The sequence below is a fragment of the Algoriphagus sp. SE2 genome (genome assembly GCF_039563885.1).
Taxonomy (GTDB): domain Bacteria; phylum Bacteroidota; class Bacteroidia; order Cytophagales; family Cyclobacteriaceae; genus Algoriphagus.
The window spans coordinates 85,892-107,636 of record NZ_JBCLWJ010000003.1 but is presented as its reverse complement, the minus strand read 5'-3'; the positions used below and the strand labels follow the sequence as shown (position 1 = coordinate 107,636).

Here is a 21,745-nt window from a genome sequence, read left to right as displayed (position 1 = left end):
CTGATTTTTTTGTTCGAATTACCAACTAGCTGAAATGATTCTTTTTAAGTAATTTGGAATTTCAACCACCTAACCCATTATGAAAATCTTCATTACTTTCATCCTTATTTTTGCAGGATTTTTCTCTTTTGCTCAAGAAATGGAGAAAATCGACTTACCTATTAAATATCGAAACATTGGCCCATTCCGAGGTGGCAGATCTGTCACTGCCACGGGAGTAGTTAATGATCCTTTAACTTACTATATGGGGAACACTGGAGGAGGAGTTTGGAAAACCACAGATGCTGGTCAACAGTGGGAGAATATTTCCGATGGTTATTTTACAACATCTTCAGTCGGAGCAATTGCGGTGTCGGAAAGCAATCCTAATATCGTCTACGTAGGCATGGGAGAGCATGCGCCACGAGGTGTCATGACTTCTCATGGTGACGGTGTCTATAAATCAACAGATGCAGGTAAAACTTGGACAAAACTTGGGCTGAAAAAGACTCAGCATATTTCAAGGATTCAAATTCACCCAACAAATCCAGACATAGTATATGTAGCAGCACAAGGCGCCTTACATGCACCTAATGCTGAACGAGGAATCTACAAAACTACAGACGGTGGAGAATCTTGGGAGCTAGTTTTATTTGTTGATGAAAAAACAGGAGCAGCTGAATTATCTATGGATATGAATTATCCTGAGATTTTATATGCTGCTATGTGGGAACATCAAAGAGTACCTTGGAAGGTAATTAGCGGAGGCCCAGGTAGTGGTTTATATAAATCAGTTGATGCGGGAAAGACGTGGAAAAAGATCCACAAAGGCCTACCGGAAGAAAAGGGGAAAATGGCTATTTCAGTTTCAAGAGCCAACTCGAATAAAGTATATGCCCTAATTGAATCCGATACGAATCAAGATAAAGGAGGACTATTTGTTTCAAATAATGCAGGTGAAAGCTGGTCTATGGTCAGCGGGGATAACCGTCTAGTTCAAAGAGCTTGGTATTATATCGAAGTTTTTGCTGACCCGAATGACGAGCATACAGTCTATGTGATGAGTGCTCCAGCCCTTCGTTCTATTGATGGCGGGAAGACTTGGGAGAATTTACCCCGTGCCCATGGAGATTACCATGATTTATGGATCAACCCAAGAAATTCTAAAAATATGGTTCTTGCGGATGACGGAGGAGCCGCTATTTCTTTTAATGGGGCAAAAACTTGGTCTACACAAGAAAATATGCCAACAGCACAATTTTACCGAGTGAATGTTGACAATCAATTCCCTTATCGAATATATGGTGGACAGCAAGACAATACTTCCGTAGTCATCAATAACATTGCCTTGGGAAGAGGAAGTATCACAACTGAAAATTGGAATTATTCTGCCGGTGGTGAAAGTGCTTTTCTGGCATTTGACCCAGACGACCCTCGATATGTTTTAGGAGGAAGCTATCTAGGTACGATTGAAGTTCTTGACATGAAATCCAATGCAAGTACTAACATTATGATTGAGCCGATTCAATATCTGGGTAGAGAAGCTAGGGATATGAAATACCTTTTTAATTGGAATGCTCCAATTATTTGGTCACAACATGAGGAAAATACATTTTATCATGGCGCTCAGTATTTATTAAAAACCAAAGATATGGGAACTAGCTGGGAAGTAATTTCTCCAGATCTGACAAGAAATATTGATGAAAAGCAAGGAAATGGTGGAGGCCCTTATACTAATGAAGCTGTTGGGGCAGAAAATTATGGCACCCTAGCTTATGTCAAAGAATCTCCCCATGAAGCTGGTTACATATGGACTGGTTCAGATGACGGACTCGTTTATTTAACAAAGGATGGTGGAGAAAACTGGGAAAATGTAACCCCAAAAGGTCTTCAGGAATGTCTTATCAATGCCATTGAAATTTCCCCTCATGATCCCGCTACTGCCTACATCGCTACAACCAGATACAAATTTGATGATAAGACACCAGGAATATATAAGACAACCAATTATGGAAAAACTTGGACTAATATCAGTTCGAATATTCCTTATGGTGCTTTCACCCGAGTAGTAAGAGAAGACACCAAAGTAAAAGATTTGCTCTATGCCGGAACAGAAACAGGAATGTATCTTTCAAGAGATGGAGGAGCTAGTTGGGAGATTTTTCAATTAAACCTACCCGTAACCCCTATTACAGACTTAATCCAAGCTCATGGTGACTTAATTGTGGCAACAGCAGGAAGATCATTCTGGATTTTAGATGATTTGAATTTGGTAAGAGATGCTCAACCAAAAGTAGAAAAGCCGCTAGTTTATTCTCCTGATGAAGTAATCTTGGGGAATTGGTACAGCAGAATGAATGGAAACATTGAAAATTTTGATGGAACGGACAGCTTTAGTGGAGTCAATCCAGCGAGCGGAATGGTTATTTATTATCATCTCCCGGAAAATGTTACAGATTCTACAGAATTAACATTGGAAATCCATGATTCTAAAGGAGAATTAGTCCGCACTTTTTCATCTAAAAAAGACGAGGAATTTCAATCCTATGCTGGAGGACCATCACCGGAACCTACACTTTCAACAAAGAAAGGAATCAATAGATTTGTTTGGAATCTGAGCTATCCAACTATGCCAGGAATCGATGGGGCATATATAGAAGCTGGTTATGGAGGACATACTGCTATTCCGGGAGATTATAAAATTTCTGTAAAATCAGATTTAGGATCATCAGAAACAACAGGTAAAATCACGAAAAACCCACTATACGAAATTGCAGAAAACCAATACCAGGAATACCATGAATTCATGCTTGGAATGGAGCAGGAACTTACCAAAATGCATGATATGGTGAATACTGAAATGGAATATCAGAAGCAACTTTCAAGTTTCTTGGATAAGATTAAGGAGAATGAACTCCATGCTTCGCTATATTCAGCAGGTGAAAAATTACTTAAGGAGCTGAAAGCTTGGGACGAATCAATGATACAACGTAAATCTAAAGCTTATGATGATGTTGAAAATTTCCCGAATAAATTCACTGCGAACTATATGTATGTCATCAATCAATCAGATAGCGCTATTCCAAAAATAAACAAGGGTTCTAAAGAAAGAAGAGCAGAACTTGAAGAAGAATGGAAAATTCTCGAAGCGGAAGGAAACAGATTATTGAAAACAGAAATCCCTGCTTTTAATAAATTGGTTCAAGACGCTGGAATAGGTATTTTATTTGTGAAATAAGTTGAAGTTGTCTTTTTTAAAAGCTCGTAGAGAATAATCTACGAGCTTTTATTTTTCACTTCTATTTGTCGGATCATTACCAAATAAAATTCGGTTTGATCAATTTTTTCTATCTTTGCGCTTCTCTTAAAAAACCTAATTCTCTTTTGACAATTATTTTCCACAAAAGAGATTTTCAAACCTATTTCATGAAAAAATATTTGAACCTATTTGATTTCAGCCAAAGGGTTGATTACAAAACAGAAGTTCTTTCAGGCTTAACTGTAGCAATGGCCTTGATTCCTGAAGCAGTTGCTTTTGCATTTATTGCTGGACTTTCTCCTTTGACAGGACTTTATGCCGCTTTTATGATGGGCTTAGTAACGTCCATATTGGGGGGTAGACCTGGAATGATCTCTGGTGCTACAGGTGCCGTGGCGGTAGTAATCGTAAGTTTAGCAGCTACACATGGCGTAGAATACGTATTTGCAGCTGTGGTTTTAGCAGGCATTATACAGGTGGCAGCGGGAACTTTACGATTAGGGAAGCTAATGCGTCTTGTTCCACACCCGGTAATTTTTGGCTTTGTAAATGGATTGGCCATCATCATATTTATGTCTCAATTGGATCAATTCAAAGATGTCACTGGAAGTTGGTTGACCGGCTCAACTCTTTACATTCTTTTAGGACTAGTCGGTCTCACTATGCTGATAATCTGGGGACTTCCAAAACTTACCAAAGTAGTTCCTGCATCTTTGACAGCAATTTTGGTTGTTTTCGGACTTGTGTCTTTTCTAAATATAGACACCAAGACTGTCGGAGATATGGCTACAATAAAGGGAGGCTTCCCTCCTTTCCACTTGCCTGCTGTTCCTTTGACATTTGAAACACTTCAAATCATTTTTCCATATGCATCGATTGTTGCAGGAGTAGGCTTGATAGAAAGTTTGTTGACCTTAAACATTATTGATGAAATCACCGAAACGAGAGGAAGTGGAAATAAAGAAGCAGTGGCTCAAGGGATTGCAAATATGCTTTCCGGTGTGTTTTCTGGAATGGGTGGTTGCGCAATGATCGGTCAAAGTTTGATCAACATTTCCTCTGGCGCTAGAGCTAGACTTTCCGGTATCGTCGCATCAGTTATGCTAATGGTTTTTATCATGTTTGGATCAAGCCTTATCGAGCAAGTTCCCATGGCGGCATTAACAGGTTTAATGATTATGGTATCTATCGGAACTTTTGAATGGGCTAGTTTGAAAACTTGGAATAGAATGCCAAAGTCAGATGTGTTCCTAATGGTTCTGGTGACACTTGTAACTGCCTTCTTACATAACTTAGCACTGGCTGTACTAGTTGGTGTAATCTTAGCTGCATTATTTTTCGCATGGGACAATGCCAAAAGAATCCGAGCCCGAAAGTATATTGATGAAAATGGCGTGAAACATTATGAAATGTTTGGGCCTCTGTTTTTCGCGTCTACCACTGCTTTTGCAGAAAAATTTGATGTTCAAAATGATCCCGATGAGGTTATTATTGATTTTGAAGAAAGTCGAGTGGTGGATATGTCTGCGATTGAAGCTTTAAATAAAATCACAGAACGTTATCAAAAAGCAGGAAAAAAAATACATCTAAAGCACCTCAGTCCTGATTGTAGAAAACTGCTTCAAAATGCGGATAAGCTGATCGATATTAATGTTATCGAAGATCCGAATTATAAACTGGCAGTGGATAAAGTATAAAAAGAAAGGGTAACGATTTTTCGTTACCCTTTCTTTTTTAATCTATTGCAGAAAATACCATTTGCCTAAATTTCCAGCCAGATTGGTCTCCTGTTCCTCCTTGCGTTTGTTTCATTAGGATACCAATGGTTTTTGTCACTGGATCTGCAAAATACTGGGTATTGAAATATCCTCCCCAATCAAAGGTACCTAAACTACCAAGCCCTCCTTTTGCAACTCCATTTTGATCCACCAACCCAAAAGCAAGGCCATAATCTTTTCCTCCATCACCCAATAGATCCCCAACCTGATTGGACATAATAGTTTTTATAGTGGTCGAACTCAGTATTTTAACTCCATTGTAGGTTCCTCCATTTAAATACATTTGAAGAAACTTAGCATAATCCATAGCAGTTGAAGAAAGCCCAGCACCACCGGAGAAAAAAGTTTTGGCACCAGTTTTAGGATAATCTGGATCATAAAAAGTGACAGGGTATGATTCCCATAATCCATTTACCTTGCGATGCACTGTCACTAATCTTTCACCTTGTGCTTCATTCAGATAAAAACCTGTATCATCCATGCCAAGTGGGTCAAAAATTCTGGTTTTTAGAAATTGGTCAAAAGGCATTCCTGAAACAATTTCTATCAAATATCCCATTACATCTAACCCTTCACTATAGGTATATTTTGATCCTGGGTCATGATGAAGGGGAAGTTTTGCAAGCTTCTTAATATTGTTGCTGATTTTTACGGGTTCGGTTGTAAATAAATCTACTATCCCTGCTTTATGATAAATCATCTTCATCTGCTCATTTCCATCAATTACACCGTAACCTAAACCTGAAGTGTGAGTCAGTAAATCACGAATTCGAATTTCCCTCGAGGCAGGTCTTGTAGAATAAGTTGTGTCACCATAACTAAACCTAGTCAAAACTTGAGGATTTGCAAATTCAGGGATATAGCGGGAGATCGGATCATCCAAACCAATCTTTCCTTCTTCCCAAAGGATCATCACTGCGGTAGAAGTTATAGCTTTTGATTGAGAGGCTATTCTAAAAATCTGATTTTTAGCCATGGCAGTTTTAGAAGGAACATCTGCTAAGCCTTTAGCTTCATGGTAAACAATTTTACCATCTTTTACGATCATTGCTACTAGCCCCGGAACCTGATTGAGATTTATTGTTTCATCAAGCATTTGATCAATTCGATCGATTCTATCTTGAGAGATTCCGGGAAGGGCCTGTTTCCCTATTGGAGAAATTTCGTTGGATACCTGAGAAAATGCCTGCGTAGAAATCAGGACAAGAACAAAGGCTTTAACAAAAAAGGAAGTGGTTATTTTCATAAGAATATGGGCTTTTGATGTTCAAAATAAGCAAACCTATTCAAAGTCACATCCCCTAACTTCTATTTAGACACAAAAAAAACAGGCCGGAAATAAATCCGACCTGCTTCAATCTACAATCAATCAACAATTAATCTAATTCAACTTCAAAATAGTATTCTGTACCATCTTGGAACATGCCCAAAATAACTACATCCTCGCCTGATTTATCATTTAATACCTCTAGCAATTGCTCAACAGACTTAATTCTAGTTCGTCCCTCGTCACTGATCACAGAAGTAATAATAAACCCTGGTCTCGCTCCCGCTTCTCTCCACTCAGACTCTCCAACTATTCCAATCATGGCTCCTCCGTCAAGTCTTAATCTTTCTTTAAGAGGATCTTTGAGTTCTTCAAATACCATTTCTCCAAACTCATATGTTTTAGGTATTTCCTTTTTAATAATTTTTGTATCTCCGTCAAAATTCTTCAGAGTTGCCTTAGTTTTGTAAGTTTTACCATCTCTCAAGTATTCAACTTCAACTTGATCACCTGGTCTTTTTCTAGCCACCAATTCCTGAAGGTTAGAAACGTTATTGGTAACTTTTCCATCAACACCAATAATCACATCACCTTCTTTAAGTCCAGCTTCTTCGCCTCCACTATTTTCATTAACACCGGCAACATATACACCTTGATCGACTCCAAAATCTTTATTTAGATATTCGGCAAGCTCAGGACTTACACTTTGAATAGAAACACCCAAAAGCCCTCTTTGAACTGTACCATACTTCATTAAATCATCCATTACTTTTTTCACCAAAGTACTTGGCACTGCGAAGGAATATCCACTGAAGGTTCCTGTTTGAGTAGCAATAGCTGTATTAATTCCAATAAGCTCACCAGCCAGATTGACTAAAGCTCCTCCTGAATTACCTGGATTTACAACCGCATCAGTCTGTAAGAAAGATTCGATTTGCATGTTATTCTCATCTTTGAGAATGTTGATATTTCTTGCTTTGGCTGAAATAATTCCTGCGGTAACAGTGGAATTCAAATTAAACGGATTACCTACTGCCAAAACCCACTCCCCAATTTTTGTTTGATCTGAGTCTCCAAATTTCACAAAAGGAAGATTGGTATCTTCGATTTTAAGTAACGCCAAATCCGTAGTAGGATCAGTCCCTATTACTTTAGCCACATATCTTTTATTGTTCTCCAAAGAAATATCCACTTTAGTCGCATTTTCTACGACGTGGTTATTTGTTACTATATAGCCATCAGAAGATATTATCACTCCAGAACCTGAACTCATGCCTTGCGGAGCTCTTTGTTGGTCTCTTCCATCTGGCATAGGAAGCCCAAAAAACTCCTGTAACGGATCTCTTTGTCTTCTTCCTTGGGATTGAGTATAGGAAATTTCACTGGTTATATGAACCACTGCTGGGGTGACTAATTCGGCTGACGCTACGAAGTTGATACCGTCAGGTATATTGAAATCTTCTCCTGAAAGTAGATTTACAAAACTAGCTTGTTGCTTCTCATCAAAGCTGCTGGCATTTTGGGGCTGTATCAAAAAGCCCACGCCTGCCAAGGCTACAATACCTCCGATGAGGGAGGCAAGTATAATTCCGATAAAGAATTGCTTTTTGCTCATATTATTTTTTTTGTTTAGTTACTTCCACAACGTTTGGATGTAAAAATCGATCCAAAAATTAAAGCTTGTTAAGAGCTTATTCATCCAAATTAACAAGAATTAACCGCTTTTTAAGACGTTTACTTATTAAACAAAAAAATAAAGAGCAGGTTTCCCCGCTCTTCAAATTATTTTACTTCAATGGCGGCTTTCACAACCTTCTTCTCTTTTTTAGGAAGTGTGATTTTTAATAAACCATCTTCATAAGTAGCATTCACATCATCCACATTGATGTCTTCCGGTACGTAGAAGGATCTGCTAAAAGAACCATATTGCGTTTCAACGCTATGGTAATTTTTACCTTCTTTTTTCTCTTCCATTTTTCTTTCACCAGAGATGGTCAATTTACCATCAACTAGTTCAACATTAAAATCTTTCTTTTTAACACCTGGTACAGAAAGTTGGATTTCGTAGGAATTCTCATCTTCAGAAATATCCACTGCTGGATTAAAGTGCTTCAAAGAATTACCCATATTTTCATTAAAGAACTTATCAAGCATTCCGCTAAACGTGTTAGGAAAATAGGGTTCGGCTTGGTTTAATCTTACGAGTTTCATAGTGATAATTATTTTGAGTTAAACATCTGATTCTAATTCTTAAAAAATCATTCCACCTCAAAAATCGAGTCATATTGTCTTATTGTTTATAAAAAAAACAATTAAACAAGTCATATTGTCTTAATAAAGCATACTATCCTATGTCAAACTTTATTTGTAAAAAAACAATTTGCTATTAAAGTACTATTTTAGCTATTGAATTTAAAAGATAAACCTGCATTCACTAAACATGCCCATTAAGCAAATTCTTTCTTTAAGCTTGATAATTAACTCACTCTTTTTTGTGAGTGCATATTCTCAGTCAGAAAATTCGGATTTAGTCACTATCATCGATGAAATTAAGGAAAATGAAAGCCAAGCCTCAGCTGATACTCTTGAATTAGCTGATACTTTAAACACCAATAAAATCACAAATGATATATCCACACAAGAGTTTGATAGCCTTTTTGTAAAAACAGATACCATAAAAAAACCATCGAGAGTGCAGATAGGTAGTCTTTTAAGCAGACTTATGAGAAGCTCGAAAGAATATGGAATTGAATTAGGAAAGCTAAAACTAGTATTAGCAGACACCCCAGATACCGCAATGCTAAACCAAAGGGTTCCTGAGCTAAAAGATTATGTGGATCAGTTACGCAATGTAATCTCAAACTGGGCGGGAGATGTCAATTTCAGGTACTTGAAGGGAATAGAGAATTTTCTTAAAAATATAGAAGAGGAAAAAATAGACTATGAAAAAGTAATTGATAAAAGATTAAATGATCTTTTATCTGTAGGTCAAATGATTGATGAAATTCGTTCTGATTCTTTAATTAATTTAACTCTTAGAGACAGTGCCTCTCTTCCGGAAATATATAAAGAACTAAAACGGCTTAAAAATAATCTCAGGGAAATTGATAGTACGCTTATCAATCAGGAATTAGCCTTAACGAGAATCCAAGCTAAGGTTACTGACCTTAGTATTGAAATCTTGAATCTGAATCAATTTTTCAAAGAAAGTGAAAATAAAATCAAGCAAAATTTTTGGAAAAAAGAAACAAGCTACCTTTGGGAAAAATCTAATAATGAGAACCAGCCTCCACTAGAAACCGTCTTCATCAATTCGGAGAAAACAAACATCTTTGTTCTGGAAAGATTCATGAACAGGTTTTATATCCCATTTATTAGCTTTTCCTTATTGATGTTGATTATTTTCTTGGCCACCAAATATACGATCAACAAGATTCATAAAAGAAAAGAACATGCGGAACTGATTTTGGAAAGAACCCAACTGATTAAAGACAACTTATTAACATCATTTTTAGTCATAGGTATCCCTTTCTATTTTCTCTTGGTGAAAAATCCACCAATGGTCTTAATCTCAATTTTATCAGTTCTTTTATCATTATTCTCTACTTGGTTGGTAAGGTCACATTTTGGAAATAAGCTTTTTAGGCTTTGGATAATATTTTTTCCATTACTAACCTTTGCATCAATTATAGCACTAAACTGGAGGATTTCATTTAAAGAACAACCTTATATTTATTTAATAGCATTAGGTACAATTTTGCTTGCGTCCATTCTCTATAGAGATATTAAAGGCAAGCAATTTAATGGTTCATCCGTACTTAAATTCTTGATTTTTTTCAGCATCACTTTTTCTATAGTATCCTTGATTCTAAATGTTTTCGGAAGGTTTAGTTTTGCAAAAGTAATCGCTATCTCAGGATTGTCCGGATTCTATCGAGGTATTTCACTCTATATTTTTGTTCAAGTTTTTCTTAAAGTAGTCTATCTATGGGTGGAAGCATCCAAAAAAAATTCTGATGATTTAACTTCATTTTTTGACTTTCAGGAAATTCAAAAAAGACTTGAAAGTATTCTTAGAATTCTGGCATTTTCAATCTGGTTTTATGCAGTTATTTTTCATTTAGGATTATTTGATCCTATTTATGATTACATCTTAACTTTTATATCGGAAGAGAGAGTTTTAGGAAACACTACATTTACTTTTGGGACTATAATTCTATTCTTCCTTATTTTAATTGTTTCACAATTTCTTGCAAATAATATCGCATATTTTGCCTCAATTAAAGACCAGCAGTATGCAACTTCTAGGAAAAAGAGATTGGGCAGTTCCATTCTTCTTATTCGATTAGGGGTTATAATTATTGGCTTCTTTATAGCAATGACAGCAGCAAGAATCCCTTTAGATAAAATCACGATTGTTCTAGGTGCTCTATCGGTTGGTATTGGATTTGGATTGCAAACCTTAATTAACAATCTGGTATCTGGAATCATTCTGGCATTTGAAAGACCAATTCAAATCGGTGATGATATTAAAATAGGCGAGTTGACCGGGAAAGTTAAAGAAGTAGGGGTAAGGGCAAGTAAAATTATGGCCTATGATGGATCTGATATTGTCGTGCCAAACGGAGACCTTCTTTCTGGTCAATTGATAAACTGGACACTATCTGATAAAAGAAGAAGAATTGAGATTCATGTCGGTGTAGCATATTCCTCTGACATGAAATTGGTTAAAGAAGTTATTGAAAAACAATTGGATAGAGACCGGATAATGAAAAATCCTCCCCCAAAAGTATTTATGGAAAACTTTGGAGATAATTCGGTGGATTTTAGGATTCTTTTTTGGGTAGAATCGATGGATTTTTGGCTGGAAACCAAATCAGAAGTAATAACAGGAATTTTTGAAGCCTTCGCTGAAAATGGAATTGAAATCCCTTTTCCTCAAAGAGATTTATATCTTAAAAGTATTCCCAAAGAGATATATAAGAAAATTGAAAACAAAAATCAGAACCCACCTTCTGAAAAGGAATAAAATAAAAAACCCCTGGGATTAAACAGGGGTTTAAAAAACACTATAATCTTAAAATTACCAATTAGGCGATTTTAACATCAATCGCATTTGGCCCTTTTTTGCCATCCTTGATATTGTAAGTTACTTTGTCGTTTTGAGCAACTTTATCAATTAGTCCAGTTGCATGAACGAAGATTTCTCCTTGTGTTTCGTCATCAACGATAAATCCGAAACCCTTGGCTTCGTTGTAAAATTTTACTGTTCCGGTAAACATAATAAATTGTGATAAATTGTAATTGAAAGTAGGCTAAATGTAAATATTACCTGAAAAAAAACAAAATAATCATTTTTTAATTAAGCAAATGAAGAAAATAATTTTGATTAGGCATGGAAAATCAGCATGGGATAAGCCATTTTTAGCTGATCACGAAAGACCTTTAGCCGAACGTGGTTTGAGGGATGTACCAATAATGGGAGAGCGATTATTAAGAAGAGGGCTTAAACCAGACCTAATTCTGAGTTCATCAGCCAAAAGAGCTATACAAACTGCGGAAATAATTGCATCCTATTTAGAATACTCAAAGAATGATATTGTTTCTGAAAAAAACCTGTATCACTGCTCTCCCGAAATAATACTAAAATACCTCAGGATGCAAAAGGATAAGTTTGATCTAATTTTTGTATTTGGACATAATCCCGGTTTCAATGACTTGATTGAAAGATTGGGTGGAAAAATAGATAATCTCCCAACTTCAGGTCTGTATGGATTTAGATTTGACACAGACCACTGGGCAGAAATATCAGCTGAAAATGCAAGTTTTTGGTTTTTGGATTTTCCGAAAAAGAAAAAAAAGTAAGTCAGAAGTTCCGAACATCCTGAATCACGTCCTCAAATAAATTGGGGTTTTCAAATAAATAAGCAATTTTTTCTGCCACCTCTGCTGGACTTGAAAGCTTTCCCTCTTCCTTAAATTCTTTAAATTTTTGCAACTCAGGGAAATCTGAATCATTTGAGGATCTTATTTCATCTTGCATTCCAGTATCTACAATTCCAGGAGCCAAACTAAAAAAATGAAAGTTGTCTGACTTATTCTCTTCTGCTGCAACCATAGTAAACATTGATAAAGCAGCTTTTGTACTACAATATCCCGACCAGCCTGATACAGGTCTAGAAGCAGCACCGGAACTTACATTACAAACAATTTTCTCTGCTCTTGAATTTTTATATTGATGAATAAAAGCATTGGTCAAATACATAGGTCCCAGTAAATTGACATTGGTCTGAATCCTCATTTCTTTTGGACCTAACTTCCCTATTGGCTTAATAACTCCAATCCATCCAGCATTATTGAAAAGGATTATTTTTTCAAAATCTCCATCTGGAAAAATATTATTTAGTTGATTCTCTAATACATCCAAATCAGAAAGATCGATACAAAACTGTTTTAGATTGGGCGATTCAATATCTATTTCAGTTCGTGAAATTGCTAAAATCTGAAAATTTTCTTGAGCCAGATAATATTCCAAAACAGCTCTACCAATTCCTTGGCTATGACCGGTAATGATTAGTAAAGATTGAGACATAATAGAAAAGGAACCAAACTGATGCCTTGTTATATTTATAAAATGTATTGCGACAAATCACGATTCTTGACTAGAGTAGAAAGGCGTTCTTGAACCATTTCTTTTGTAATCATAATCTTGGAATTAGCTTTGATAGAATCAGGCACGTCAAATAGGAAATCATTCAATAAATGACTCATAACGGTATGAAGTCTTCTAGCTCCTATATTCTCAACTTCTTGATTTATCAAAAATGCCAACCTTGCAATTTCTTCGATTGCTTCATTATTAAACTCTAAATAAACTTCCTCGGCTTCAAATAAAGCTTGATATTGTTTTGTCAAAGCATTTTTTGGTTCTCTTAAGATTCTTGAAAAATCTTCTTGAGTCAAGCTTTGTAACTCCACCCTAATGGGGAATCTACCTTGTAATTCAGGTATTAAATCCGAAGGCTTTGCAACGTGGAAAGCTCCAGCAGCTATAAATAGAATATGGTCGGTATTAATTACTCCATATTTTGTATTTACAGAAGATCCTTCCACAATCGGAAGCAAATCTCTCTGAACTCCCTCCCTACTTACATCAGGTCCACCACCATTTTTTCCAGACTTAGAAGCTATTTTATCAATTTCATCAATAAATATAATTCCATTGTTCTCTGCTAATTTGATGGCTTCTTCTTTTACCTCATCAAAATCAATCAACTTTGATGCTTCCTCTTCCAACAAAACCTTCCTAGCTTCAGAAATACTCAACTTTCTTTTTTTGGTTTTCTTGGGCATCATGCCGGAAATCATGTCCTGAAGTCCAGCCATGCTGGCATCATCAATCATTCCATTTCCAATCATACCAACCCCAACGGGAGATGAAGCCTTGACATTTATTTCTATTTTCCTATCATCAAGTTCTCCATTTCTTAGTTTCTCACGGAATCTTTCTCGAGTCCTCTCATTTAGCTCCGTGTCATTGGTAGGCTCAGCCTCTGTATCAACTGGCGTGTTATTTCTTACAAACCCCGCACTTTTGACCGGCGGAATCAAAATATCCAATATAAGCTCCTCAACTGCTTCAGCAGCTTTAGCTTTTACAGCCTCATTTTTCACTTCTTTTACAAGTGCTACAGACTGCTCAACCAAGTCTCTTACCATACTTTCCACATCTCTTCCCACATAACCCACTTCCGTAAACTTCGAAGCTTCCACCTTTGTAAATGGAGCATTGGCTACTTTTGCCAATCTTCTTGCTATTTCAGTCTTACCCACACCAGTCGAACCAATCATTAAGATATTATTTGGTACAATATCTTTTTGGATATCGGTTTTTACCATCAGGCGTCGAATTCTATTTCTTAAGGCTATGGCAACGTTTCTTTTTGCATCATGCTGCCCTATGATATATTTATCTAACTCTGCAACAATTTGTCTTGGAGTAAGTGAAATGATATGATCCATTTTATTTAGTTAAATAACCCTTCTTTGGTTTGAAATGATATTCAAATCAATAAAGTTTGTTGGTTTTAGATTTGGTTTCTTAATTGTAAAATATTCCTTTGAAGGATATATAGTACAATCAGTTACGCTTTATTTTCTGAACTAAAATTGAATTTTAAAGCTCTATCTACTTTCGATTTTAATAAAGCTATTTCCAATACCTCGTCAACCTTGTCGACAAAGTGAAATTCAATTCCTTTAACATATTGAGGATCTATTTCCTCAATATCCCTAGCATTCTTTTTACAAAGAATAATCTCCTTTATTCCTGCACGCTTAGCTGCTAGTATTTTTTCTTTAATACCACCCACAGGCATAACTTTACCTATCAAACTGATTTCACCAGTCATCGCTACCTTCGATTTCACCTTTCTCTGCGTATAAACGGAAGCCATAGCCGTCAGCATGGTAATTCCAGCCGAAGGACCATCCTTAGGAACGGCACCTGCCGGTACGTGGATATGAAGGTCATATTGATCGAATACCCTATGGTCTATCCCCAATGTTTCGGCTTTTGACTTGAGATAAGAAAGTGCTGTCATTGCAGATTCTTTCATGACATCTCCTAGTTGGCCGGATAGAGTCAATTTTCCTTTTCCTCGACTTAGGCTGGATTCGATGAAAAGAATCTCACCACCAACACTAGTCCAAGCTAAACCTGTGACTACCCCAGCTACAGAATTATCCTGATAGGTTTCTTTATCAAAAATCTCTGCACCAAGAATCTTTCTCACAGCAGCCGGTGTGATTTTGGTCTCGTATTCTTCCTCCATTGCTATCGATTTGGCAACATTTCTTATCACTTTTCCAATGGCTCTTTCCAAGCTTCTTACACCAGATTCCCGGGTATAATCTTCTATGATTTTAACCAAAGCAGCTTTTTCAAATGAAATTTGCTTGGCCTTTACTCCGTGCTCTTTTCTTTGCTTTGGAACCAAATGCCGCTTAGCAATTTCTACTTTCTCTTCTTGAGTATATCCTGTAACCTCTATGATTTCCATTCTATCTCGTAAAGCTGGCTGAATGCTATCCAAGGAATTAGCCGTAGCTATAAACAAGACTTTGCTCAAATCATATTCAACCTCCAGGTAATTATCAAGGAAGGTGCTGTTTTGTTCAGGGTCTAAAACTTCAAGAAATGCAGATGAAGGATCACCTCTGAAGTCTGAGGAAAGCTTATCGATTTCATCCAGAACATAGACCGGATTTGAGATCTTCACCTTTTTCATATTCTGGATAATCTTACCTGGCATTGCTCCTACATAGGTCTTTCTATGACCCCTGATTTCTGCTTCGTCATGCAGCCCGCCTAAAGACATCCTTATATATTTTCTTCCCAGCGCAGATGCAATGGACTTACCAAGAGAAGTTTTACCAACACCTGGAGGGCCATATAAACAGAGTATTGGTCCCTTTAAATCATTTTTAAGCTTTAATACAGCCAAGTATTCAATGATTCTTTCTTTGACTTTTTCAAGCCCAAAATGGTCATTATCAAGAATAGCTTTCGCATGCTTCAAGTCGAAATTATCTTGGGTAAATTCATTCCAAGGTAATTCCACCATGGTTTCTGCATAGTTTAATGCTATCGGGTATTCCGCGGCAGATGGATTAATTCTTAAAATTTTATCCAGCTCTTTCTCAAAGTGTTTTTTGACTTCTGCTGGCCAATTCTTTTGCTCTCCTCTTGCTCTTAAATCCTCAACTTCTTTTTCAGGTCCTTCTTCCCCAAGCTCGGTTTGAAGCACTTTCATCTGCTGTCGCAAGAAATAATCCCGCTGTTGCTGATCAATATCCGTATGAACTTTCTTTTGGATTTCAGATTTTAGCTCCAACATTTGGATGTCTTTCATCATGAATTCCAAAAGCAAAGTAGCACGGTCCACTCCATCATTTATCTCTAATAAACGCTGTTTAGATTCTACAGGCGCATTTATGTTGGAAGAGAGAAAATGAGTTAAGAAAGGTGTGTTGTCTATATTATCCAATGCAACCTGAGCTTCTCTAGGAATCTCCGGATTTAAATGGAGGATTCTTGTTGCTGCATCTTTTAATGACTCCTCCAATGCTTTTATTTTCTTAGAACTCTTTGGGAAATTCTCCTCTAGATAGCTCACTTTTGCCATGAAATAGGGATCGTCGGTAACCTGTTCCTTGATTTTAAACCTTTTCTTTCCCTGAATAATGATTGTTGTATTTCCATCAGGAAGTACAATCATTTTGATAATTTTGGCAAGCGTGCCTACCTGATAAATGTCCTCCCAGGAAGGGTCGTCGTTATTGGGATTGATCTGAGCACATACCCCAATTAATTTATTTCCTTTTTGGGCTTTTTTTACAAGTTTGATGGAGCGTTGTCTACCTACGGTAATCGGTATTACCACACCAGGAAATAACACGGTATTCCGAACTGTAAGAATCGGGAGATCTTCCTCATAGGATTCTGTTCCTAGCTCCTCATTTTCATCCTCTGTGATCAATTGGATTAGATCACCTTCACCAGCAAATTCACCAGTCATTAAATTTTGGAACATGGAATTTTCGAATTGACTCATATAGACATATTGACAGATACGCTGTCAGGATTTAGCTCACGTAAATTAAGAACCTTCAAAAGCTGAAGGTTGTTCCTAAAAGGTCAAGGGGTATGCCAAAAGAGGATATTGTCAGAATGGCAGTTTTTTATTTTGAAATGAAACCCTGAAATAAAAAAACCGGATCTCTCAATCCGGTTTAAAAGGTCTATTTTTTGGTAATTAATCCCCAGTAAAGATTTTCAGCACATCATTTCCAATGGCAAACACCATCAGTGCTAAAAGGATTACCATTCCTACTTTTTGGGCATTTTCCAAGAATCTATCAGATGGCGCTCTGCCAGAAATTATCTCATAAAGTAAAAACATCACATGTCCACCATCCAAAGCTGGAATTGGTAACAGGTTCATAAATGCAAGCAACATGGAAATCAAACCAGTTATTGTCCAAAATTTACCCCAGTCCCAGACATCTCCATATATTTTGGCCATTCCAATTGGACCACTAACGTTTTTCGCGGACACTTCACCGGTAAACATTTTTCCCAATGCTTTTGCATTGACAATCACAACGGTAAAAGCCCTTTCTGACCCCTTAAGAAAAGCTTCTCCAAGCCCATATTTCCTTCTCACTGGTTCAATCAAAGGTGTTACGGCAATGTCAATAGTTCCTCTATCAGTTACAGCAACAGTGGCTTGGGTTGTATCTCCATTTCTGAGTAATGTAATCGAGGTATTTTGACTTTTAGCATCTGCCAAGGCCTCTTGAAGATCATTGAAATAGTTAATTTCTCTTCCATTTACAGCTAGAATTTTATCTTCCGTCGTTATTCCTGCCTTTTCTGCTGCTCCGCCTTTATCTACCACAGATAATTGAAATGGATATCTTAAATCGACAAAATTATCAAGTGCTTCTTGTTTGTTGAAGGAATTTATAAAACCCCGAGGTATTTCTATTTTAAGAATCTCACCATTCCTTTCTACTGTGTAAAATCCATTTTCACTTAATAGTGCTGAACCACTGCTAAGATCATTAATACTTACATAGGGTTCCCCATTTAAGTCCAGGATTTTATCTCCAGTTTTTAGGCCAATTGATTGGGCTATATCCTTTGCCACTATTCCATTTTCAACTACCTGGTCTCTGGAAAAATAAGTCTCCCCATTATTGTAAACCATTACAAAGAAAATGAGGACACCGGTGATTACATTAACTATAATCCCTCCCAACATAACAATCAATCGCTGCCAGGCAGGTTTTGATCTGAATTCCCATGGTTGTGGCTCTGCTGATAATTGGTCCGTATCCATGGATTCGTCAACCATTCCAGAAATTTTGACAAATCCTCCCAGTGGAATTGCTCCAATCGAATATTCTGTCTCACCCCATTGAAATCCAGCAATCTTTGGAGGAAATCCAATTGAAAATTTTTCAACTCGCATACCAAACATTTTGGCTGTGAGCAAGTGCCCCAACTCATGTAAACCTACCAGGATAGATAATCCCAGTACTAGTTGGCCCACCATTATTAATGTATCCATTATACTTTACGCTTAATTAATTGTTCTATTATTTCTCTGGCCCTACGATCAGTTTCCACATAATCTTCCAGATTTGGGTGTAAGATAAACTCTGTTTTGGAAAGTGTCTCACCAATCAAGTCTGACATTTCCAAAAACCCTACTTCTTCTTTTAGAAAAGCTTCTACAGCTATTTCATTTGCAGCATTCAGCGTACAAGGAGCATTGCCCCCTTTTGCTAAGGCATCATAGGCAAGCTGCAAATTTTTGAAAGTATCTAAATCCGGTTGTTCAAAGGTCAATTGGGGATAATTCATAAAATTAAACCGCTCAAAATCACTTTTCAACCTATCTGGAAAACTTAAGGCAAACTGAATTGGAATACGCATATCCGGTAAACCAAGTTGTGCTTTTAAAGATCCGTCTTCAAACTGTACCAGAGAATGTATAATACTTTGAGGATGTACGACTACCTCGATCTGCTCAGTTTTCAATCCAAAAAGCCATTTAGCCTCAATAACTTCCAGTCCTTTATTCATCAAGGAAGCGGAATCAATAGTGATTTTCGCTCCCATTTCCCAGTTAGGATGTTTTAAAGCCTGAGCCTTCGTAACTGTTTCAAGAAAAGTCCTATCCTTTCCTCTAAAAGGTCCTCCTGACGCCGTGAGAATAATCTTTTCTATTGGATTATGAAATTCACCTACCAAACATTGGAAAATCGCAGAATGCTCAGAATCTACTGGATAAATATTTACCTGATTCTCTTTTGCTAAGGCAGTGATGATCTCTCCCGCCACAACCATGGTTTCTTTATTGGCCAAAGCAATCTGCTTTCCAGCTTTTATTGCGTGGATGGTGGGAATCAGACCCGAATACCCCACCAAAGCTGTTAAAACCACATCGATGCTTTCCATCTCAACTACTTGAGAGATTGCTCTTTGCCCGGCAAAAACCTTGATATCCTTTGGAATTAATACCTCTTTAACCTTTGAATACAATGACTCATTTCCGATTACAACAGCATTTGGATTAAATTCCAATGCCTGCTGAATCAATAAATCTGCATTATTTTGGGCGGTAAGGACCTCGACCTGAAAATCTGAAGAATGTTGGCGAATTACCTCCAAAGTTTGTGTACCTATACTTCCGGTGCTACCGAGGATGGCTACGCGCTTTTTTTCTGTCATTCAATTTGGGATTTTGAGCATTAAACCTTCCGAAAGTTTAGAAGGTTTCCTCAATGAGCTGACAAAATTACAATATGCCTAGACTTTTCCTTGTACATCTCGTCAGTTTTTATGCAATGGGCTGATTTTTGCTCGATTTTGGCACAACTCTGTTGCCTTTTCTTAAAAAATGTGAAGGTCTTTAACTGATTTTTCATTCAAACGTCAAATTGAAAAAAGAAAATCTATGAATAGCCTCTTTAAAAATACCGCAATTTCTTTCTTGTCAGGGTTGGCAGGAGCTGCTCTTTGGACAAATTTGAATTTTACTGAAGTTGAAAATAAACCCATAGCTAACTCATTTCCTGGATCAGAAAACATAAGTCTGGCTTCTGAATTCAATACAAGTTCAATTGCTCCGGACAGGCAGCCTGATTCTTTTGCAGAGGCATCAGAAAAAAGTACGCAATCGGTAGTATTTATTAAAAATTTCTCCGGCACGGACCCTAGAAGATATAGCATGTTTGATTATTTCTTTGGTTCTGGCCCCTCACAACAGGTCAGTTCCGGATCGGGAGTAATTATTTCAGAAGACGGTTATATTATCACAAATAATCATGTGATAGATCGTGCCGAGACAATTGAAGTGATCCATCAAAAGAAAACCTATAAAGCTCGGCTCGTAGGAACTGATAAAAACACAGATATCGCTGTCTTGAAAATAGATGCAGAAAATCTACCAGCTATAAAAAGAGGAAGCAGCAGAAATCTAAGAATTGGAGAGTGGGTTTTAGCCGTGGGAAATCCATTCAACTTAACATCTACCGTAACTGCCGGAATTGTATCAGCTAAAGAAAGACAAATCAATATCCTTGGTGGCGATTTCCCCTTAGAAAGTTTTATACAGACGGATGCTCCGATTAACCCTGGAAATTCAGGAGGAGCGCTTGTAAACGTGGATGGAGAATTAATAGGAATTAACACGGCAATTCTATCCAGAACGGGCTCTTATACTGGTTATGGGTTTGCTGTACCGGTAGATATTGCGATGAAAGTTTCCAATGATTTAATTCAATATGGTGAAGTTCAAAAGGCAATTCCCGGAATTGAAGCAGTAGAAATAACCCCCGAATTAGCAGAAGAAATGGGAATAAAAACCTTGGATGGTGTGATTATAACTCATGTTTTAAGAGATGGAGCTGCAGAATCTGCAGGTTTACAAAGAAGTGACGTGATTATACAACTTGGAAACCAAGAGATTTCCGGAATGGGTAGTTTTGAAGAAGCTTTATCTTATTATTATCCAGGAGAAGAGCTCCCTATAACTTTTATCAGAAATGGTTCGGAAAAAACGGCCCAGTTGAAACTTCAAAATCTAGAAGGCGGCGTTGGTATTTTGAAAAGAGAATATTACAGTTCAGCCTTACTTGGAGCTAAATTAGAAGCAATTAACACGATAGAAAAGGATAAAATGGGGTTAGACTATGGAATCAAAATAACTGGTATGACCCGAGGTTATTTAAGAGATTTGGGTTTAAGGGAGGGATTTATTTTAACCCATATTAATCGAGAACCGGCCAGAGATCCAAAATTAGTAGGAAAGTATCTGGAAGAATATAGTGGAAAACTATTATTGGAGGGAGTTGCCTCAAGTGGTCAACCTTTTATGCAGAGTTACAATGTAAGGTAAAGTGGATTCAATAAATTCATTTCAAACAAAATTTTGTACCTTAATTGAAAGTAATAACCCATGAAAACCTTACCACAAACCTGTGAACAATGCTTCGAGGAATTTAGCGTTGCTTTAGAAGAATTAAGAATATATGTTCAACGTGCCAAAAAAAACGGATTAAGTGAATCTCAATCCAGAGAACTTGTAAACAGTTTTGAAGTGGCTCATGAATTAGCTTTAAAAGTGATGACCAAGTACTTTCAAAAACAAGGAAAAGGACCATTTTCCGGTTCCCGTGATTTAACAGTAGAAGCTTTTCATGCGGATTTAATTGATGATGGAAAAGCCTGGCTGGACATTGTGATTGATAGAATTCAATACAATCCTGTTTACGCTATTGACACTCAAGAAAATTTCATCCATAATATTCAGAATAAATACTTTCGTTTATTAGAGCGATTTGAGGATACAATGGGGAAAAAATTAGATGAATAGGAAAAATTAAAAG

Annotated in this window: 15 protein-coding genes; 6 read left to right on the top strand and 9 right to left on the bottom strand. The window is 37.0% G+C overall.

The annotated features are described in order from the left end of the window. Positions 1 to 79: 79 nt before the first annotated feature. Positions 80 to 3,217 carry a glycosyl hydrolase gene (locus AAGF08_RS04625; RefSeq protein ID WP_343509888.1) on the top strand — a complete coding sequence of 1,046 codons (3,138 nt, stop codon included), beginning with the start codon at positions 80 to 82 and terminating at the stop codon, positions 3,215 to 3,217. Positions 3,218 to 3,405: 188 nt separating this feature from the next. Continuing rightward, a complete protein-coding gene (locus AAGF08_RS04620; RefSeq protein WP_343509887.1) occupies positions 3,406 to 4,935 on the top strand; it encodes a SulP family inorganic anion transporter in 1,530 nt (509 codons plus the stop codon). A gap of 37 nt (positions 4,936 to 4,972) precedes the next feature. Here AAGF08_RS04620 and AAGF08_RS04615 read toward each other — a convergent pair whose 3' ends face one another. The 3 genes from AAGF08_RS04615 to AAGF08_RS04605 form a co-directional block, all read right to left on the bottom strand. Further along, entirely contained in the window at positions 4,973 to 6,262 is a 1,290-nt protein-coding gene (locus tag AAGF08_RS04615; RefSeq protein WP_343509886.1) for a serine hydrolase domain-containing protein, read from the bottom strand. A gap of 130 nt (positions 6,263 to 6,392) precedes the next feature. Next, positions 6,393 to 7,898 (bottom strand): trypsin-like peptidase domain-containing protein, encoded by a 1,506-nt coding sequence (locus AAGF08_RS04610; protein WP_343509885.1) that lies wholly within the window; start codon positions 7,896 to 7,898, stop codon positions 6,393 to 6,395. A gap of 167 nt (positions 7,899 to 8,065) precedes the next feature. Then, positions 8,066 to 8,494: an Hsp20/alpha crystallin family protein gene (locus tag AAGF08_RS04605; RefSeq protein ID WP_343509884.1), complete on the bottom strand. Its 429-nt coding sequence runs from the start codon at positions 8,492 to 8,494 to the stop codon at positions 8,066 to 8,068. Positions 8,495 to 8,723: 229 nt separating this feature from the next. Here AAGF08_RS04605 and AAGF08_RS04600 point away from each other — a divergent pair, with 229 nt between their 5' ends. Next, positions 8,724 to 11,312, top strand: a complete 2,589-nt coding sequence (locus AAGF08_RS04600) for a mechanosensitive ion channel domain-containing protein (protein ID WP_343509883.1) — start codon at positions 8,724 to 8,726, stop codon at positions 11,310 to 11,312. A gap of 61 nt (positions 11,313 to 11,373) precedes the next feature. On the opposite strand, the gene AAGF08_RS04595 is transcribed toward AAGF08_RS04600, so the two are convergent. Beyond that, positions 11,374 to 11,565 carry a cold shock domain-containing protein gene (locus AAGF08_RS04595; RefSeq protein ID WP_343509882.1) on the bottom strand — a complete coding sequence of 64 codons (192 nt, stop codon included), beginning with the start codon at positions 11,563 to 11,565 and terminating at the stop codon, positions 11,374 to 11,376. An 88-nt stretch (positions 11,566 to 11,653) separates the two neighbouring features. Here AAGF08_RS04595 and AAGF08_RS04590 point away from each other — a divergent pair, with 88 nt between their 5' ends. Continuing rightward, a complete protein-coding gene (locus AAGF08_RS04590) occupies positions 11,654 to 12,148 on the top strand; it encodes a histidine phosphatase family protein (protein WP_343509881.1) in 495 nt (164 codons plus the stop codon). Between the two features lies 1 nt (position 12,149). On the opposite strand, the gene AAGF08_RS04585 is transcribed toward AAGF08_RS04590, so the two are convergent. From AAGF08_RS04585 to AAGF08_RS04565, 5 genes are all read right to left on the bottom strand, one after another. Further along, positions 12,150 to 12,875, bottom strand: a complete 726-nt coding sequence (locus tag AAGF08_RS04585; RefSeq protein ID WP_343509880.1) for an SDR family NAD(P)-dependent oxidoreductase — start codon at positions 12,873 to 12,875, stop codon at positions 12,150 to 12,152. Positions 12,876 to 12,910: 35 nt separating this feature from the next. Continuing rightward, on the bottom strand, positions 12,911 to 14,305 hold the full coding sequence (gene hslU, locus AAGF08_RS04580; RefSeq protein WP_343509879.1) for an ATP-dependent protease ATPase subunit HslU: 1,395 nt from the start codon (positions 14,303 to 14,305) through the stop codon (positions 12,911 to 12,913). A gap of 122 nt (positions 14,306 to 14,427) precedes the next feature. Beyond that, positions 14,428 to 16,899 carry an endopeptidase La gene (lon, locus tag AAGF08_RS04575; RefSeq protein ID WP_343509878.1) on the bottom strand — a complete coding sequence of 824 codons (2,472 nt, stop codon included), beginning with the start codon at positions 16,897 to 16,899 and terminating at the stop codon, positions 14,428 to 14,430. A gap of 201 nt (positions 16,900 to 17,100) precedes the next feature. Continuing rightward, positions 17,101 to 18,420: an RIP metalloprotease RseP gene (rseP, locus tag AAGF08_RS04570; protein WP_343509877.1), complete on the bottom strand. Its 1,320-nt coding sequence runs from the start codon at positions 18,418 to 18,420 to the stop codon at positions 17,101 to 17,103. Continuing rightward, complete coding sequence (locus tag AAGF08_RS04565; protein WP_343509876.1) at positions 18,420 to 19,586, bottom strand: 1-deoxy-D-xylulose-5-phosphate reductoisomerase; 1,167 nt, start codon at positions 19,584 to 19,586, stop codon at positions 18,420 to 18,422. Before AAGF08_RS04565 ends, rseP begins: the two co-directional genes overlap by 1 nt. A 226-nt stretch (positions 19,587 to 19,812) precedes the next feature. Between AAGF08_RS04565 and AAGF08_RS04560 the strand changes: the two genes are divergently transcribed. Next, positions 19,813 to 21,255 (top strand): trypsin-like peptidase domain-containing protein, encoded by a 1,443-nt coding sequence (locus AAGF08_RS04560; RefSeq protein WP_343509875.1) that lies wholly within the window; start codon positions 19,813 to 19,815, stop codon positions 21,253 to 21,255. 60 nt (positions 21,256 to 21,315) lie between these two features. After that, positions 21,316 to 21,732, top strand: a complete 417-nt coding sequence (locus AAGF08_RS04555; protein ID WP_343509873.1) for a nucleotidyltransferase substrate binding protein — start codon at positions 21,316 to 21,318, stop codon at positions 21,730 to 21,732. The last annotated feature ends 13 nt before the right edge of the window (positions 21,733 to 21,745 follow it).